This window comes from Azospirillum rugosum (genome assembly GCF_017876155.1).
GTDB classification, from domain to species: domain Bacteria; phylum Pseudomonadota; class Alphaproteobacteria; order Azospirillales; family Azospirillaceae; genus Azospirillum; species Azospirillum rugosum.
Genome location: NZ_JAGINP010000001.1, coordinates 184,304 through 198,898, shown reverse-complemented (window position 1 = coordinate 198,898; position 14,595 = coordinate 184,304). Strand labels below are relative to the sequence as shown.

General features: G+C 66.9%; 18 protein-coding genes. 7 read left to right on the top strand and 11 right to left on the bottom strand.

What is annotated here, in order from left to right:
* Window positions 1–4 precede the first annotated feature (4 nt).
* Entirely contained in the window at window positions 5–778 is a 774-nt protein-coding gene (locus J2851_RS00955) for a Fic family protein (protein WP_209762512.1), read from the bottom strand.
* A gap of 220 nt (window positions 779–998) precedes the next feature.
* Between J2851_RS00955 and J2851_RS00950 the strand changes: the two genes are divergently transcribed.
* Window positions 999–1,406, top strand: a complete 408-nt coding sequence (locus tag J2851_RS00950) for a bacteriohemerythrin (protein WP_209762509.1) — start codon at window positions 999–1,001, stop codon at window positions 1,404–1,406.
* An 80-nt stretch (window positions 1,407–1,486) separates the two neighbouring features.
* Here J2851_RS00950 and J2851_RS35485 read toward each other — a convergent pair whose 3' ends face one another.
* Both J2851_RS35485 and J2851_RS00940 read right to left on the bottom strand, forming a co-directional pair.
* Window positions 1,487–3,031 carry a BON domain-containing protein gene (locus J2851_RS35485; protein WP_246500335.1) on the bottom strand — a complete coding sequence of 515 codons (1,545 nt, stop codon included), beginning with the start codon at window positions 3,029–3,031 and terminating at the stop codon, window positions 1,487–1,489.
* Window positions 3,032–3,231: 200 nt separating this feature from the next.
* Window positions 3,232–3,708, bottom strand: a complete 477-nt coding sequence (locus tag J2851_RS00940; RefSeq protein ID WP_209762506.1) for a CYTH domain-containing protein — start codon at window positions 3,706–3,708, stop codon at window positions 3,232–3,234.
* A 197-nt stretch (window positions 3,709–3,905) separates the two neighbouring features.
* Here J2851_RS00940 and J2851_RS00935 point away from each other — a divergent pair, with 197 nt between their 5' ends.
* Window positions 3,906–4,121, top strand: coding sequence for a hypothetical protein (locus tag J2851_RS00935; RefSeq protein WP_209762503.1), 216 nt, complete (start codon window positions 3,906–3,908; stop codon window positions 4,119–4,121).
* 293 nt (window positions 4,122–4,414) lie between these two features.
* Here J2851_RS00935 and J2851_RS00930 read toward each other — a convergent pair whose 3' ends face one another.
* A complete protein-coding gene (locus J2851_RS00930; RefSeq protein WP_209762500.1) occupies window positions 4,415–4,573 on the bottom strand; it encodes a DUF3309 family protein in 159 nt (52 codons plus the stop codon).
* 304 nt (window positions 4,574–4,877) lie between these two features.
* On the opposite strand from J2851_RS00930, the gene J2851_RS00925 reads away from it, so the two are divergent.
* The 3 genes from J2851_RS00925 to J2851_RS00915 all read left to right on the top strand — a co-directional run bounded on the left by J2851_RS00925 (window position 4,878) and on the right by J2851_RS00915 (window position 8,431).
* Window positions 4,878–6,647, top strand: a complete 1,770-nt coding sequence (locus tag J2851_RS00925) for an ABC transporter ATP-binding protein (RefSeq protein ID WP_209762496.1) — start codon at window positions 4,878–4,880, stop codon at window positions 6,645–6,647.
* A 104-nt stretch (window positions 6,648–6,751) separates the two neighbouring features.
* Window positions 6,752–7,462: a hypothetical protein gene (locus tag J2851_RS00920; protein ID WP_246500334.1), complete on the top strand. Its 711-nt coding sequence runs from the start codon at window positions 6,752–6,754 to the stop codon at window positions 7,460–7,462.
* Window positions 7,463–7,666: 204 nt separating this feature from the next.
* Window positions 7,667–8,431: a metallophosphoesterase family protein gene (locus J2851_RS00915; protein WP_307420057.1), complete on the top strand. Its 765-nt coding sequence runs from the start codon at window positions 7,667–7,669 to the stop codon at window positions 8,429–8,431.
* A gap of 12 nt (window positions 8,432–8,443) precedes the next feature.
* Here J2851_RS00915 and J2851_RS00910 read toward each other — a convergent pair whose 3' ends face one another.
* The 5 genes from J2851_RS00910 to J2851_RS00890 form a co-directional block, all read right to left on the bottom strand.
* Window positions 8,444–8,890, bottom strand: a complete 447-nt coding sequence (locus tag J2851_RS00910; protein ID WP_209762489.1) for a hypothetical protein — start codon at window positions 8,888–8,890, stop codon at window positions 8,444–8,446.
* A 203-nt stretch (window positions 8,891–9,093) separates the two neighbouring features.
* Window positions 9,094–9,582 (bottom strand): YajQ family cyclic di-GMP-binding protein, encoded by a 489-nt coding sequence (locus tag J2851_RS00905; protein WP_209762487.1) that lies wholly within the window; start codon window positions 9,580–9,582, stop codon window positions 9,094–9,096.
* A gap of 86 nt (window positions 9,583–9,668) precedes the next feature.
* The gene (locus J2851_RS00900; protein ID WP_209762484.1) at window positions 9,669–10,196 is read right to left on the bottom strand and encodes a hypothetical protein; all 528 of its coding nucleotides are present in this window, start codon (window positions 10,194–10,196) and stop codon (window positions 9,669–9,671) included.
* A 27-nt stretch (window positions 10,197–10,223) separates the two neighbouring features.
* Window positions 10,224–10,853 carry a hypothetical protein gene (locus J2851_RS00895; RefSeq protein ID WP_209762482.1) on the bottom strand — a complete coding sequence of 210 codons (630 nt, stop codon included), beginning with the start codon at window positions 10,851–10,853 and terminating at the stop codon, window positions 10,224–10,226.
* Window positions 10,850–11,515, bottom strand: a complete 666-nt coding sequence (locus J2851_RS00890; protein WP_209762479.1) for a MotA/TolQ/ExbB proton channel family protein — start codon at window positions 11,513–11,515, stop codon at window positions 10,850–10,852. The genes J2851_RS00895 and J2851_RS00890 overlap by 4 nt, the downstream gene beginning before the upstream one ends.
* A 517-nt stretch (window positions 11,516–12,032) precedes the next feature.
* Here J2851_RS00890 and J2851_RS00885 point away from each other — a divergent pair.
* Window positions 12,033–12,464, top strand: a complete 432-nt coding sequence (locus J2851_RS00885; protein ID WP_209762476.1) for a CBS domain-containing protein — start codon at window positions 12,033–12,035, stop codon at window positions 12,462–12,464.
* A 48-nt stretch (window positions 12,465–12,512) separates the two neighbouring features.
* On the opposite strand, the gene J2851_RS00880 is transcribed toward J2851_RS00885, so the two are convergent.
* Entirely contained in the window at window positions 12,513–12,923 is a 411-nt protein-coding gene (locus J2851_RS00880; protein ID WP_209762472.1) for a bacteriohemerythrin, read from the bottom strand.
* A gap of 231 nt (window positions 12,924–13,154) precedes the next feature.
* Between J2851_RS00880 and J2851_RS00875 the strand changes: the two genes are divergently transcribed.
* On the top strand, window positions 13,155–13,436 hold the full coding sequence (locus J2851_RS00875) for a DUF3072 domain-containing protein (RefSeq protein WP_246500333.1): 282 nt from the start codon (window positions 13,155–13,157) through the stop codon (window positions 13,434–13,436).
* Between the two features lie 2 nt (window positions 13,437–13,438).
* Here J2851_RS00875 and J2851_RS00870 read toward each other — a convergent pair whose 3' ends face one another.
* On the bottom strand, window positions 13,439–14,488 hold the full coding sequence (locus J2851_RS00870; RefSeq protein ID WP_209762469.1) for a GNAT family N-acetyltransferase: 1,050 nt from the start codon (window positions 14,486–14,488) through the stop codon (window positions 13,439–13,441).
* Window positions 14,489–14,595 lie beyond the last annotated feature (107 nt).

Here is a 14,595-nt window from a genome sequence, read left to right as displayed (position 1 = left end):
ACGGTCAGGCGTCCTCGCCGGCGCCCTCGGCCGCTCCGGCGTCGGCCGGCGCCTTGGAGGCGCCGAGCAGGCAGACGTCCAGGCTGCGGTCCAGGAAGCGCATCATCAGGTCGCGGAAGGGCGTCTTGTCGCCGACCGACCAGGCCCGTTCTACGAGCCCGCGGTACAGCTCCGCGTCCTCGGTTCGCACCGCCACCGGCGGGTACCCGGCCCGGTTCAGGATCAGGTTGCAGAGAAGAAGCGCCGTCGCGGCGTTGCCTTCGAAGAAGGGGCGGACGCTCATCAGCCGGTGATGCGCCTCGAAGGCGGCCTCGGGACTCGGTTCCGTGCGGCGCAGCCAGCCGGACAGGGCCGACATGGACACGCGCACCTTCGCCGGGTCGGGCGACGCGCCGACGCTGCCGTCCTTCAGCGGACCTTCGCGGTATTTGCCGGCGTCTTCGTCGATGCCCTGATAGAGCACGCCGTGGAAGGCCGCCACCGTCCGCTCCGTCACCACGCCGCCGGGCTGGTAGGACAGGCGCGCCATCAGTTCCAGCGCCGATCGGTGGTTCAGGACCAGGCGCTGGGCTTCCGGCGGGCGGTGGCGCAGCACGGCGCCGCGGTCGAGCACGGTGCGCACCTCGTCCGTCGCCAACTCCCCGCCCTCGACCGCGTTGCAGGCCTTGGTCAGTTCCAGTTCGAACCAGTCGGCCAGATCGCGCACGACCTCCGGCGGCAACGGCCTTGCGTCGTCCAAAGCCCGTTTTTTCTGTGTGATGTCGTCGAGCAGCGCCATGTGCCGGAACTCCGCAGATCCCTCGCATGTAATAATGCGTGCCCGCCCCGCCGGAAAGAACATCCTTGTTTGGCAATCGTCAGGTGGCGCGCATCGCCGCACCCCCGCCCTGCGGTTTTTTGCCGCTTGAATCGGCGCCGTTGCCGGCTCTAGGATCCCGCGCAAAGTATAAAGCGGCAACAATATTCACGCATTCCGGCCCATAGGGAGGATTGATGCCATGGAACATGTCGCCTGGGATGAAAAAATGAGCGTCGGAGTCGCCGTTCTCGACGACGACCATAGAAAGCTGATCGACATGTTCAACGGCCTCCTGAAGACGGGCATTGCGGAAAAGGACCGTGAAAGCCTGTCCGGCCTGCTCGGCGGACTCAACGACTACACGAAAGTCCATTTCGCCCGCGAAGAGGACTTGATGGAGCGCCAGGGATACCCGAACCTTGAGCAGCACCGGGCGGCGCACCGTTATTTCATCGACGAGGTGCAGAAGCTCTGCCAGGACAACGACGACAGCAACGAGATGATGCTGCGCATCGACCTGATCCTTTTGCTCAAGGAATGGCTGATCGAGCACATCCAGAACGTCGACGCCCAGTACACGCCTTTCATGGCGGACACCGCCCACTGACGGGTCACACCGCCACCATGAAAAAGGGCCCCTCTTCCGCGCGGGAAGGAGGGCCCTTTTTCCTTATGTGACCAAGGCGCTTAACGCGTCGTCGTGCGCGTCCCGCTCAGGTCACCGGTCGTCGTGGATCCGACCGTCGTGCCCGACGTCGTGCCCGTTCCCCCCAGGGTGCTTCCCGTCGTGGTGCCGGAAGAGGTTCCCGCCCCCGCCATGGCGGACGCGCCGGCCGTGGTCGTGCCGGTGCCGGTGAGGCCGCTTCCGGTCTCGCCGTGCTGGCGGACGCGCAGGTTGTTCTGCACATGCCGCACGCCGGAGATCGACTCGACGATGTCCTCGGCCCGCCGCTTCGCCATGCGATGGTCGACATGGCCGGTCAGTGTCGCCTCCCCGTTCGACACGGTGACGGTGATGTCCGACGCGTCGATGTGGGGATCGTCGGTCAGGCGGTCGTTGATGTCCTCGCGGACGCGGTCGTCGGAGCGGCTGTAGCCGCGCGGGCCACGGCCGTGATGGCGTCCGCCGCGCTGCGCGCGCATCTCGTCCTCACGACGGCGGCGCTCCGCGTCCTCGTCGCCGAACCAGGACGCGATCTCGTCGCCGGCGCGCTCCCAGAAGCCGCGGTCCTCGCGCTGATCGCGCCGGCCGCGGTCGCCGCCCTGGCTCCGATCGCTGTGGCTCCAATTGCTGTGGCCCCAATCGCTGCTCCAACGGCGACTCGGGTCGCGGTCCTCGCCGTAGCCGTATTCGGAGCCCATGCCCCGGTAGCCGGCGAAGCCCCGGCCCTGGCCATAGCCCTCCTCGCGGTCCGACCAGGAGCGGCCGGACGCGCGGCCGCCGTAATCTCCGCGCCCGTAATCCTGGCGGCCCCAGTCCGAAGAGCCGTAATTGGAACGGCCATGACCGGACGACTCCGAACCCGACCGGCCCCAGTCGTTGCGGCTGCCGTAGTTGCGATTCATGCCCGCGCTTCCAATGCCGGAGCCGCCCATGCCGGACCCGAATTCGCGGCCCCCAAAATCACGGCCCCCAACATCACGGCCCCCAACATCACGGCTGCCAAAGCCACGGCCGCCGGGATCGGAGCCCATGCGGTCTTCGCGGGCGTAGCCGGCGCCGCCATAGCCGCCGAAGCCGCTCGACCCCTCCCGGCCGGCATAGCCACCGTAATCCCGGCGCTGCTCGCCACGGTTCTGGTCGCGGTCCCAATCACGGTTCCGGCTCCAGTCCTGGTTGGCGCCGGTGTCCTGGCTGCGGTAGGTCTCGCGCCCGCCCTGCCAGTCGGACCGGGACGAGCCGTAATCCGAACGCCCATAATCGGAACGCCCGTAGCCCCCGCGGCTGTCGTCGCGGCTGTCGTCTCGATTGTAGCTGCCCTGCCCCTGGGTGCCTTCTCCGTAGCCGCCGCCGCGCATCGATTCGCCGCGTTCGTAATCACCACGGCCGTAATCGCCCACATCGTAGGCGCCCCGCCCGTAGTCCCCACGCCCATAGCCACGATTTTCGTCGCGGTCATGCGACCCTGCGTTGCGGCCCTGCCCGCCCCAGTCGCGGCTTTCGCCGCGCCAGCGATCGTCGTCACTCCAGGAGCGGCCCTCGTTCCTCCACCGATTTTCGTTCTGAGCCATGGTGCAAACGTCCCGTTTGTCGTTTCCCTGCCGCTCCGCGGGCCGTCCCGCACGATCGGCTTCTGGTCAACAGGGACCCGCCAAAAGACGTTCCCCCTTCAGAACGGCACGCAATTTGCTGTGGTAGGACCAGTCATCCACGCAGACTTGGGCCCCGGTTCACCGAACCGGGGCCTTTTTTCCGGGATGGCCGTGGTGAATCAGGCCGCGGCAAGCCAGCGGCGGATGGGGGAGCGGGACAGGGAGGAATTGCTGTAGGCCGGGACATGGGTCACTTCGGCCCCGACCCAATCCGGCAACGGAACGACCTGTTCGGGATGGGAAAGCTCGATCTCCGCGATGACGAGCCCGGCGTTCTCGCCATCGAACACATCCACTTCCCAACAAAGGCCGTGGTGGTGGACGAGGTAGCGGGTCTTCTCGATCAGCCCGGCGCCGCAGGCGGTGCGCAGAAGGCGCGCGGCGTAGTCCCCGGATATGGCATATTCCAGCTCGTCTCGGCACAGGCCGCGGCGGCGGCTCTTCATGGTCAGGGTGCCTTCGGACCCGGCAAGCCGGACGCGGATCGTGTGCTCCCCGTCCGACGGCAGGTACCCCTGCACGATGCGGACACCATCCCGGCAGAGACGACGGATGTCTTTCCGGACCAGAAAGCGTCGTTCGATCTCGATGGCCATGGCACTCGCCTTTCGGCATAGCTGAGACGCAGGATCATAGGTCGCCCGATCGCCACCAGCAAGGTTGCAAACCGGGCATGTCCCAAACAGCAGCCATGCGGTATTACCATTTCATCACAGGCCCCGCAAGCGCACCCATGGCCGTGGGCTTGGCTCCGGGGTGGGAGCGGACGGCCATTCTCGGGTAGTATGAGGCCATGTCCCATGATCCCACCCCCTGGCTGATCCTGTTCGCGCTGTACGGCGCGCCCCTCCTGCACATCCTGCTGTCGCCGCGCGGCGGGCCCTGGCGGCCGCCGCCCGGGTCGCGCTGCCCCTTCGGGCCGCGCGTGGGATGGCTGGTGATGGTTCTGATCCTGGGGCCGATCGGCTGGCTGATGTTCGTCCTGCGCCGCACGCCGCGGCGGGGCTGAAGACGCACAAAAGGCGGACCGCACCGGAGGCGCCGTTCCATTGCGTGGGTACGGAGCCTCCGGTGCGTTCCGCCGGTCAGGTGCAGTGCCGGATCTGTCCTTACCGAAGACCGAGGAAGGACAGGATCAGCAGAACGACGACGACAACGCCGATGATGTAGAAGATATTGGCCGGCATCCTTTGGTTCTCCTCCGTTGATGGCCCCGTGGGTGGGGCGGACCTTTGCCGAGCCGGTCGGCATCGCACCGGAAACGGGGCGGCGCCGCTTAAGGTTCCGGCCCGTTCGTCATGGTTAAATCCGTCCCATCAACAACAGGACGATCAGGATGATCAGCAGCACGCCGACAATACCGCTCGGCCCATAGCCCCATGACCGGCTGTGCGGCCACGCCGGCACCGCACCCAGAAGCACCAGAATCAGAATGATCAGTAAGATGGTGCCAACGGACATGGCATCCTCCGAAGTGACGAACATTCACACAGCAGAACGCGAACTCGACAGTTTTGTTCCTCTTCCCTGCGTGTGCTTCCGGGCGAGCCGCGAAAATTGGGCGAGCGGGAACATGCCTTTCGGATTAACGGAACGGCTTCTCGCGAAGCGCTTGCGGATTCCAATCGGCTCATCCTTCGGTGGCGTCGGCCGAAAAGGTACAAGTGAGGGAAATTTGCGACATAAGGCATAGGCAATAAGTCATTAACCAAGGTCGCGGAGTGTCGGCTCAAATTTTACCCAACTGCGCTCCGCGAGACCGACCATGGCTGCCACGCCGTCTTCAGCCGGACTGTTCTCCCTCTACGCCCGCGTCTTCCGTGAAGCCAAGCGGTTCCGGCCCCAGCTGGCGGGCCTGCTCCTGCTGGGCGTGCTAGGCACACCCATCGGCCTGCTGATGCCCCTGCCGGTGACCATCGCCGTGGACACGGTCATCGGCGGCAAGCCCCTGCCCGGCCCGGTGGCCGGCACGGTGCCGGAGTGGCTGCAGGGAAACCCGATCGTCCTCGCGGTCGGGCTGGTGGTGGTTGCGGCGCTGCTGACCCAACTGCACGGGCTGGCCGACCGCATGCTGCGGGATTGGACCGGCCAGCGCATGGTCGCCGATTTCCGCGCCAAGCTGTTCCTGCACGCCCAGCGCCTGGCGCTCGTCCGGCACGACAGCAAGGGCATCTCCGACGCGCTGAACCGCATCGAGGACGACGCCAGCGCCATCCAATGGCAGATCAGCCACGTGCTTCTGCCTTTCGTCACGTCGGCCGCCTATTTCGCCGGCATGGTCTGGGTGACGGCGCTGATCAACGCGAAGCTGGCGATCGTCGCGCTGGCCGTGTCCCCCCTGTTCGCCCTGCTGACCGCCCTGTCGCACCACCGGCTGCGCAGCCGCTGGGACGCCGTCTGCGAAAAGGACAGCGCGGCCAAGTCCGTGCTGCACGAGACGCTGTCGGCCCTGCGCGTCGTCCGCGCCTTCGGCCAGGAGGAGCGGGAGGTCGCGCGCTTTGCCCAGCGCACGGACGACCTGATCCGCAGCTTCATGCGCGCCGCTCTGGCGGAAAGCGGACTGGGCTTCCTGGTGTCGATCCTGCTGGCCTCCGGCACGGCGGCGGTCCTGTGGATCGGCGTCACCGACGTGCAGGCCGGGGCGCTGACGGTGGGCGAACTTCTCCTGGCGCTCTCCTATCTCGCCCAGCTGTACCAGCCGCTCCAGAACATGGGCCATCAGGTCGCCGCGCAGCAGAAGCTGATGGCGAACCTGCGCCGCGCCTTCTCCCTTCTGGACGAGACGGCCGACCCCGCCGAACGCCCCCACGCCACGCCGATGCTGCGCGCCCGGGGCGACGTCGCCTTCTCCAACGTGTCCTTCGACCACGGCACCGGGCGCCCCATCGTGCAGGGCATGACCTTCGCCATCCCCGCCGGCAGCCGCGTCGGCATCGTCGGCAAGTCGGGCGCCGGCAAGTCCTCCCTGGTCGGGCTGCTGACCCGCCTCTACGACCCGCAGGCGGGCACGGTCTATCTGGACGGGGAGGATCTGCGCGACCTGCGGCTCGCCGACCTGCGCCGCCAGTTCGCCATCGTCGGGCAGGACACCATCCTGTTCTCCACCACCGTCGCGGCGAACATCGCCTACGGCCGCCCCGACGCGACGATGAACGAGATCGTCGCCGCGGCAAAGGCCGCCGACGCCCACGACTTCATTCTGCGCCTGCCCGCGGGCTATGACACGCCGGTGGGCGAGCGCGGCATGCGCTTCTCCGGCGGCGAACGGCAGCGCATCGCCCTCGCCCGCGCCTTCCTGTGCGACGCGCCGATCCTCATCCTGGACGAACCGACCAGCGCCGTGGACCTGCGCACCGAGCAGGCGATCATGGACGGGGTCGAGCGGCTGATGGACGGCCGGACCACCTTCATGATCACGCACCGCCTCGCCACGCTGCGCGACTGCGACATGCTGATCGAGATGGAGGCCGGGCGCATCACCAACATCACCACCGACGTGCGCCGTTGGGTGTCCGGAATGACCCTGGCCGCGTAAGGACGAATCGTCGGAAATTGTGATTTCGTTAACCAAGATGAAAGCCCAATTCCGCTAACGTCCGCCCCTTCACGCAAGGCGTCTTGCCGAAGGGAGTGGCGCGGATGGCACGCTGGATGGGCTTTCCTCTTCTGGGATTGGGGCTGCTGGCATTGGGGCTGCAGACCGGGCTTTCCGCCCCGGCGTTGGCGGAAACGGCGGTCCCGGCCTCCACGGCCCCGCCCTCGGCCTTTCCAGTCGCCTGCGCGGGCGATGGGCCGGCCCGGCGCTGCACCGCCTCGGCGGTGGAGGACTTCGCGAACAACCGCGGCGGCCAGAGCGAGTTGAGCCTCAACGCCGTCCGCGACGGGACCTGCACCACGCTCCACATCGTCTTCGATGGCCCCATCGCGCTCGACCGTCCGGTGACGCTGACCGTCGACGGCGCGCCGCCGCAGCGCTTCTACACGCCCGGCGCCCTCAGCGAGCTGGCCCGCGCGCTCGACGACGGGAAGCTCCCCGACGACGCGCCGCCGGAATTCGCGAGCTTCCTCCAGCAGGTGACGAGCGGCCGCGTGAAGGACGCCGACGCGGGTCCGGAGATGCTGACCCGCTTCGCCGCGGTCAAGGAGGCCCGCCGGGTCGGCCTGACCTGCGGGCCCATGGAGCGCCTGCTGCCGCTGCTGCGAACCGGCCACACGGCGCGGCTGGAGTTCCAGGTCGCCAACGGGACGAAGCAAAGGGTCTATCACTGGCTTCGGCTGGACAGCCGGGTGGTGACGCTGCGAGTCGACGACCTGCTGGCGTCGCTCGACCGGGCGATGCCTGGGTCCTGATTGGGGCTCCTGACCAGCCAAGCGGATGGAGAGGCCCGCGATTCCGGCTTAACCGGAAGAGTGGATTGACATATCCTCGTATTCGCGACGGAAGTAAGCCGTCGCGGAGGGATGGAGCGAGCCCGTCCGCGTCCCCACCATAAGAACCGGCAAGACGTCGCCGATCAGATGTCGTTGAACCATAACGCAGGAGGAGTGCGTCGCGTGTTCGCCTTTGCGCGCAAGCTGTGGTCGGACCCGGCCCCCGTCGTGGCCGCGGTGCCGCGCGGCGTGCGCGTCTACGCGGTCGGCGACGTTCATGGCCGGTTCGACCTGCTGGAACAGCTTCTGGGGCAGATTGAACGCGACGCGGAATCCGCGGCCGACCTCGTCAAGTACGTCGTCTTCCTGGGCGACTATGTGGACCGCGGCCCGCAGTCGCGGCTGGTGATCGAGCGCCTGGCGGGCCCGCCCCCGCCCGGCTTCGGCGCCATCCATCTACGCGGCAATCACGAGGCCGCGATGCTGGACTTCCTGGCCGATGTCCATATCGGCGGCGCCTGGATCGCCTATGGCGGCAACGCCACCATCGCCAGCTACGGCATCGTCCCGCCCGCCGAGGACGCCCCGCCCGAACTGCTGGAGGAGGCGCGGCAGCAGCTCCTCGCGGCGTTGCCCGGCCATCACCTCGCCTTCCTCAAGCGGCTGCGGAACAGCATCGCCATCGGCGACTATCTGTTCGTGCACGCGGGCATAAAGCCCGGCGTTCCGCTCGACCGGCAATCCGAATCGGACCTGCTGTGGATCCGGCGGGAGTTCCTGCACTCGACCGCCGACCATGGCAAGGTCGTGGTGCACGGCCACACCATCGCGGAGCAGCCGGAACTCCGGTCGAACCGCATCGGCATCGACACCGGGGCCTTCGCCACCAACCGGCTGACCGCCCTCGTCCTGGAAGGCACCGAGCGGCGCTTCCTCTGCACCGTCTAGCTCAGGGCGGCATCAGCCGAAATTGGAGGTCGGGGCGTCGGGACCGGTCTGCGTCAGCAGGGTGGTCAGCCAGCGGAAGTCGTTGGACGCACCGCCCGACTGCAAGGCGCTCTGCACCACCTGCATCGCCTCGTCCGCGTTGGGCATCCGCGGGTCGGGGGTCTGGGCGTTGCCGTCCGCGCCGTCGTCGGGGGTGCTCTGCGCGAAGACGCTGACCGCGCCGATGCCCAGCCGGTGCTGGACAGCGGACACCGCACCCGGCGCCGCGGCCGCGATCTCCCCCAGTCCCGTTCCACCGCCGTTCGAATCGCCGACGCCGTTCAGCTGCTCCAGCATCGCCGCGAACTGGCCGGCGAGTTCCCCCGCCTGCCGGGACGCGCCCGTGCCTTTGCGCTCCAGAAGCTCTTCGGCCCGGATGCGCATCTGCTGGGAAGCATCGGCGTTTGCCAAGATCGACATGGGACGGGAACCCTGGAGCGTTCGGCAATCCTGGAGTGGTCAAGCAAACGCCGCGCCACGGCGGGGTCGCGGAAACGCGCCGGTTTCCGGCGGTGCGACGCCATCACCCGGCAAAAATTGCCCTACAGCCCGGCAAAAACTGACCGGTGCCCAAGGAAAATTTTGACGGGTGGAAATCTTTGACCGGTGCGGGATGGCCCTTCTCAGTCCCGGAAGTTCACGTATTGCAGCGGCTGCTCGATCTTCAGCCCGCGGACCAGCTGGATGGCGTCCTGCAGGTCGTCGCGCTTCTTGCCGGTCACGCGCAGCTCATCGCCCTGGATGGAGACCTGGACCTTCATCTTGGCGTCCTTGATCGCCTTGACGATCGTCTTGCCGAGGTCCTGGGCGATGCCCTGCTTCACCGTGATCACCTGGCGCAGGGCGTCGCCGGCCGCCCGCTCCGGCTTGTTGGAGAAGTCGAGCGCGCCGGCGTCCAGCTTGCGACGGGTCACATAGACGCGCAGCAACTCCTGCATCTGCTCCAGCTTCGGGCCGTCGTCGGCGAGAAGCGTGATGTCGTTCTCCGTCCGCTCCACCGTGCAACGCGATCCCTTGAAATCGAACCGCGTCTCGATCTCGCGGCGCATGCCGTTCAAGGCGTTGTCGATTTCATGGATGTCGGTCTTGGACACAATGTCGAACGACGGCATGACGCCCTCTTTCCTCCAGCGGACAAATGTCGGGAGACCCTAGTCGAGCCGGCCCGCCACCTCAAGCGTCCGGTTGCCTCTGTTGGTCACGTCGGCTGTCCGGGATGCTGGAACTCGATCCCGCCCGGCCCACCGTTGCCGGGGCTGTTCTGGTAGGGCTTGTCCGGCATCTTCGGCTGGGGCAGCGCGTAGAAGCGCGGCTCCCGGTCGTCCCACGACCGTTCGAAGGGCAGGCGCATCATCGGCTGGGTGCCGTTGCGCTGAGCCTCCTTCTGCGCCTCCTGGAGCTGCTCGGCCATGCGGCGGTCCCAGGGCAGGCGGTAGAGGTTCGGCGCGTGCTCCCACAGCAGGGTGAGGTAGATCGCCTCGTTCTCCACCAGCGTGGCGCTCAGCACCTTCGCCTCCTGGACGTGGGAGCCAAGCCATTCCAGCGTGACCGGCTTCGCCCGGCCCAGCAGGGTCGCCGGGGCCGCGTAGGCCGCCGGCAGCATCAGGACGAACAATCCCAGGATGATCGCCCGCGCCATGCGGTTGCGCGCCCAGCGCAACGCCGACAGCACCAGCAACAGCAGGACGATCGCGACGAAGCCGAAGATGACGGTGAGGCTTTCCATGGGCGCACTCTCGAAAAGGAAGGCGGATCAATTCTTTGCGGATCGAAGCGGCTTGGACACGGCGTTCAGGGACCCCGGCACCAGTTCGCCCTTTTCGGTCAGGTTGAAGCGGAAGGCGGTCACCTCTTCCCCTTCGTGGTCCAGCCGAACGCGCGTGGCGGCGACGGTGGCAGCACCCGACTCGTTTTCCGTCTTCACGCGGGCGACGACCCGGACCCAGATGGGAAAGGCATTCTCAAGATTGCGGAACAGATGCACGTTGACCGCGTATTCGCCGGGCGGAATCCCCCGCGAATAGGAGGTCTCGAAATTGATTTCGGTCGGATCGGCGTAGGCGCCAAGGTCGTCGCGCAAAAGATTGAAGATCAGACCCGATTTGTTGGAATAGCCGACCGGCACGTCGCCCGGGGCCTGCACCCACAGGTCCACGTCGGTGCGCAGCTTGTCGTCCCACCGCGCCTCGATGATGACGTTGCCCGGCGGTTCGGTCCCGGCCGCGGCGGAGGATGAGTTGTTCTGGTTTCCTTCCGTCTTCTTGGCTTCGTTGATGAAGGGCACCGCCAGCACGGCGCAGGCGACGAACCCGCAGAGCAGAAGCGTCAGCAGGTCCCGCGCGACGAGCACCCCCGTCTGGTCCTCGCCAAGGAAGTCGTTCATGGGGTGGCCTCGCCGCTCAGCGCGTTGTAGGCGGCGGCCTGCTTGGCCGCGTAGGACACGCCCTCGTTAGACGGGGGCATGGTCGGGGACACCCGGCGCCGGGCGTGCGCCTGGTCCATGATCAGCGCGCAGAGCGAGGCGGTGGCGCCGCGCAGAAGTTGCAGGTTGCAGGTGGTCCAGAGGCAGAGCGCGCCGCCCAGCATCGTCGCGTAGATCGCCACACCCAGGCCGCTCGCCAGCGTGGTGACCATGGCGCCGGCCGACGACGCGTTGCCGACCATGTCCGGCGTGATGTTGGCCGCGAACAGGCTGAAGCCCCAGGCGGTGCCGATCAGGCCCAGCATGCCCAGCGCGTTGGCGATGTGCTGAAGGTGCGAAATCCGCGAGAACATCCGGATTTCCAGCGCGCGCTCGCTCTCCACCGTCGCCATTCGGCCGCCGCCGGACTTGGCGCGGTCAAGCTCCCCGCCGATCTTCCAGACCCGGTAGGCGGACATGAACAGGCCGATCAGGAACACCACGCCGATGACCGCGGTCGCGACCGCGATGTGTCCCGTCAGAACGCGGTCGAGCCAGCCCTGGATATACAGGACGAGCACGAAGACCAGGGCGGTCAGGTTGAACGCGGTGAATTTGGCCTTGAGCAGCCACTGTTCTTCCATATGCCTGCCTCCTATGGGTCATGGAAAAGGCTCCGCGCGCAAAGCGAGCGGCCATGCGGGCGGCCATGCGGGCGGAAAGGGATTGGCGGCGTGGCGGGGTGTGATCGGAATGGAAGATCCCGGCTGCTTCGGGCCGGTGGCCGCCAAGCGAAAGGATCGCGCGGTTGTGAAAATCCGGCCGGTGCGGCGGCCCAGCCCCGTCGTTATGGCGGGTGTGCGGCGGTCGGCCGGGCACGCACTTGTCAGTACAACCTTCGGCGGTACAACCATCGGCGCACCTTCGCCGGCATTGCGCGATGACGGAGCCATCCAGGATTCATCCGTCAACCAATGAACCCCGGCCCCGCTCAAGAGTTCCCGACGGGGGTTCCCGGCTACGGGCTTTGTCACGGAACTTTCGGACATCCCCCTGGTTGAGCGGACATCGGCGCGCCGGTGCCGGTAGGCTGCCGCCGAAGCCCGGCGAAGCCCGGGACGGCGGCATGATCCTCATCATCCAAGCAGGAGGGAGAGCATCATGCAGATCCGGGAGATCATGACCCGGCAGGTCGAGCTTGTGAATCCCGACACGCCCCTTCAGGACGCCGCGCGGATGATGCGCGACGCCAACATCGGCTTCCTGCCGGTGGGCGAGAACGACCGTCTGGTCGGAACGCTGACCGACCGCGACATCGCCGTCCGCGCGGTCGCGGAAGGAAAGGACGTGAAAACCGCCAAGGTGGCCGACGCCATGACGCCGGACCTCGCCTTTGCCTTCGACGACCAGGACAGCAGCGAAGCCGCGCAGATCATGGCGGAAAAGCAAATCCGCCGGCTGCCGATCCTGAACCGCGACAAGCGGCTGGTCGGCGTCGTGGCGCTGGGCGACCTCGCCACCAAGACCGGGGACGACGACGTGGTCGGTCAGACGGTCCAGGACGTCAGCGAGCCCACGAAGGGCAAGCGCTAAACCAGGAAGCCCCTTTTCCTCACGGGAAAGGGGCTTTCCCTCATGCACTCACTTGATGCCCTTGCCGTTCAGGAAGGGGCCGTACTTCTTGTCCGTGCCCTGGATGTGCTTGACCAGCCAGTTCTTGAGGAAGTTCATCACCTCCATGCTAAGCGTGGCCGTGGCGCCGGAATGGTACTTCTGCTGGACGTCCAGCACCTGCCTGGCCAGCGCGTCGTGCTCTGCCTTGTGGGCGGCGAGGTCCGGGTAGCCGAGCTGCTGGAAGTAGCGTTCCTCGTTCGCGAAATGGGTCTTCGTGTAGGCGATCAGCCCGTCGAGGATCTTGCCCAGCGCGTCCTTGCCCCGGCCGGCCTGCACGGCGTCGAACAGCTCGTTGACCATGGCGACGAGCTTCTTGTGCTCGTTGTCGAACTGCGTCACCCCGACGCTCAGCTTGTCGTTCCACTCCATCAGCGGCATCGCGTTTCCCTTCCTCGTGACGAGACGGACGTTTCCCCCAGCGGGACAAGACCCCGTTTTGGGAAAGGGTACTCACTTCCGATGGATGATTCAACGGACGGTAGGCGGCTCAGGATATTTCACACGGAATATGGACGCTCTCCACCGCGCCATTCTCCCCGACGCATCGGGCGGAACTTTTCCGGAGGGTAGATTGTTGATCCATCGTTTTTCGGAGCATGGGAACATATCATGAACACGAAGCACCCCACCACGACGCATGATCGTCGCGACGACGCCCACGATGACCGGAGCCACGCGGCCGAGAATCCGAAGACCGGCGACGACCATTCCAACCGCGACAAGAACCCGGACGATTGGACCACGGGCGACGAGCCGATGACCGGCGCCCAGGCCTCCTATCTGAAGACGCTCAGCGAGGAGGCCGGCGAGTCCTTCGACGGCGACCTCACCAAGGCGGAAGCGTCGAAGCGGATCGACGCCCTCCAGGAGAAGACCGGCCGCGGGACCTGACCTCAGGCCGCCGCGTCCGGGAGCCCCGTGCGCAGGGGATCCTCGTCCAGCGTGTAGGCCAGCAGCGTCCGGCCGAAATCGGTGGCCATGCGGATGCGGTCCGGTTCGGGAGGCGTGGAGCCCGGAAGGTCTCCCCGGTATTGGAGGCGCAGAAGATCGCCCGCGTCCGACTCGGGAAACACGCCGGCGAAAGAGAAGCCCAGCGCCTCCAGCCGTCCGGCCATCATCTGGGTGGCCGGGTCGGCGAGCGGCAAATCCAGGAAGACCACCTCCGCGCGCCTCAGCACCGCCTCCCGCAGCCGCGTCCGCACCACCTCGACGAGGTCCAGCCCGCTCGTCGCCACGCGGATCATCGCCGCGCCGAAATCGGGCAGAACCTTCAGGCGGATGTCCGCATGGCCGGGCAGGCCGGCCAGGGCGCCGATGCGGGCCATGGCGATGCGACGGTCCAGCCCGGCGTGCCGGTAGATGCGCTCCACCATGCCCCAATGCGCCAAGGGGGCGTAGACGGTGCGCGACGGTTCCGGATTCAGGCGGATGTAGAAGAGAACGGCCGCCTGCCGCCGGGCGCCGGCGCCATCTCCGTTGCCGTCGAAATTTGTGAAGGTCCGCTTCGCCGGGATGTAGCCGAGCATCACGCCCGTCTCCCGGGCCCCCATGGCGATGTTGGCCTTCTGCGAATGGTCGTGGATGGTTACCGCCTCGCCGTACAGGCCCAGCAGCCCCTCCCGCTTGGCCTGGGCGAAGGCCACCTCCTTCAGGCGCTTGAACAGGCCGCCGCCGCGGTGCGCCGGGTCGACGATGCCCATGGTGACTTCCGCGATGCGGCTCTCCGGGTATTCCCGCATCACGCCCTGGTGCGCGACGATCTCCCCGTCCGGCGTGACGGCCACGACGGACCGCAGCCGCCCGTCGGCCAGAAGCTTTCGGACCGCGTCCGGCTCATAGACGAAGGGCTTGTAGGTGTCCCCATACACCCGCTGCATGCAGCGGGCAAAAGCCGGAGCGTCGTCCGCGACCATGGGACGGATGGCAACCATATCGGGGCGCATGCAGGTCTCTCCTTAACGTCAGAGAGGCGCATCCCGCGCCTCTGCACGAAAAAGGAGAATTTCACTTCAGCCCACACGTCAACTCAGCAATCCGAAAATCAGCCGCG

Coding starts and splice junctions, on each gene's coding strand:
- J2851_RS00955 (WP_209762512.1), bottom strand. CDS start 778: ATGGCGCTGCTCGACGACATCACACAGAAAAAACGGGCTTTGGACGAC.
- J2851_RS00950 (WP_209762509.1), top strand. CDS start 999: ATGGAACATGTCGCCTGGGATGAAAAAATGAGCGTCGGAGTCGCCGTT.
- J2851_RS35485 (WP_246500335.1), bottom strand. CDS start 3,031: ATGGCTCAGAACGAAAATCGGTGGAGGAACGAGGGCCGCTCCTGGAGT.
- J2851_RS00940 (WP_209762506.1), bottom strand. CDS start 3,708: ATGGCCATCGAGATCGAACGACGCTTTCTGGTCCGGAAAGACATCCGT.
- J2851_RS00935 (WP_209762503.1), top strand. CDS start 3,906: ATGTCCCATGATCCCACCCCCTGGCTGATCCTGTTCGCGCTGTACGGC.
- J2851_RS00930 (WP_209762500.1), bottom strand. CDS start 4,573: ATGTCCGTTGGCACCATCTTACTGATCATTCTGATTCTGGTGCTTCTG.
- J2851_RS00925 (WP_209762496.1), top strand. CDS start 4,878: ATGGCTGCCACGCCGTCTTCAGCCGGACTGTTCTCCCTCTACGCCCGC.
- J2851_RS00920 (WP_246500334.1), top strand. CDS start 6,752: ATGGCACGCTGGATGGGCTTTCCTCTTCTGGGATTGGGGCTGCTGGCA.
- J2851_RS00910 (WP_209762489.1), bottom strand. CDS start 8,890: ATGTCGATCTTGGCAAACGCCGATGCTTCCCAGCAGATGCGCATCCGG.
- J2851_RS00905 (WP_209762487.1), bottom strand. CDS start 9,582: ATGCCGTCGTTCGACATTGTGTCCAAGACCGACATCCATGAAATCGAC.
- J2851_RS00900 (WP_209762484.1), bottom strand. CDS start 10,196: ATGGAAAGCCTCACCGTCATCTTCGGCTTCGTCGCGATCGTCCTGCTG.
- J2851_RS00895 (WP_209762482.1), bottom strand. CDS start 10,853: ATGAACGACTTCCTTGGCGAGGACCAGACGGGGGTGCTCGTCGCGCGG.
- J2851_RS00890 (WP_209762479.1), bottom strand. CDS start 11,515: ATGGAAGAACAGTGGCTGCTCAAGGCCAAATTCACCGCGTTCAACCTG.
- J2851_RS00885 (WP_209762476.1), top strand. CDS start 12,033: ATGCAGATCCGGGAGATCATGACCCGGCAGGTCGAGCTTGTGAATCCC.
- J2851_RS00880 (WP_209762472.1), bottom strand. CDS start 12,923: ATGCCGCTGATGGAGTGGAACGACAAGCTGAGCGTCGGGGTGACGCAG.
- J2851_RS00875 (WP_246500333.1), top strand. CDS start 13,155: ATGAACACGAAGCACCCCACCACGACGCATGATCGTCGCGACGACGCC.
- J2851_RS00870 (WP_209762469.1), bottom strand. CDS start 14,488: ATGCGCCCCGATATGGTTGCCATCCGTCCCATGGTCGCGGACGACGCT.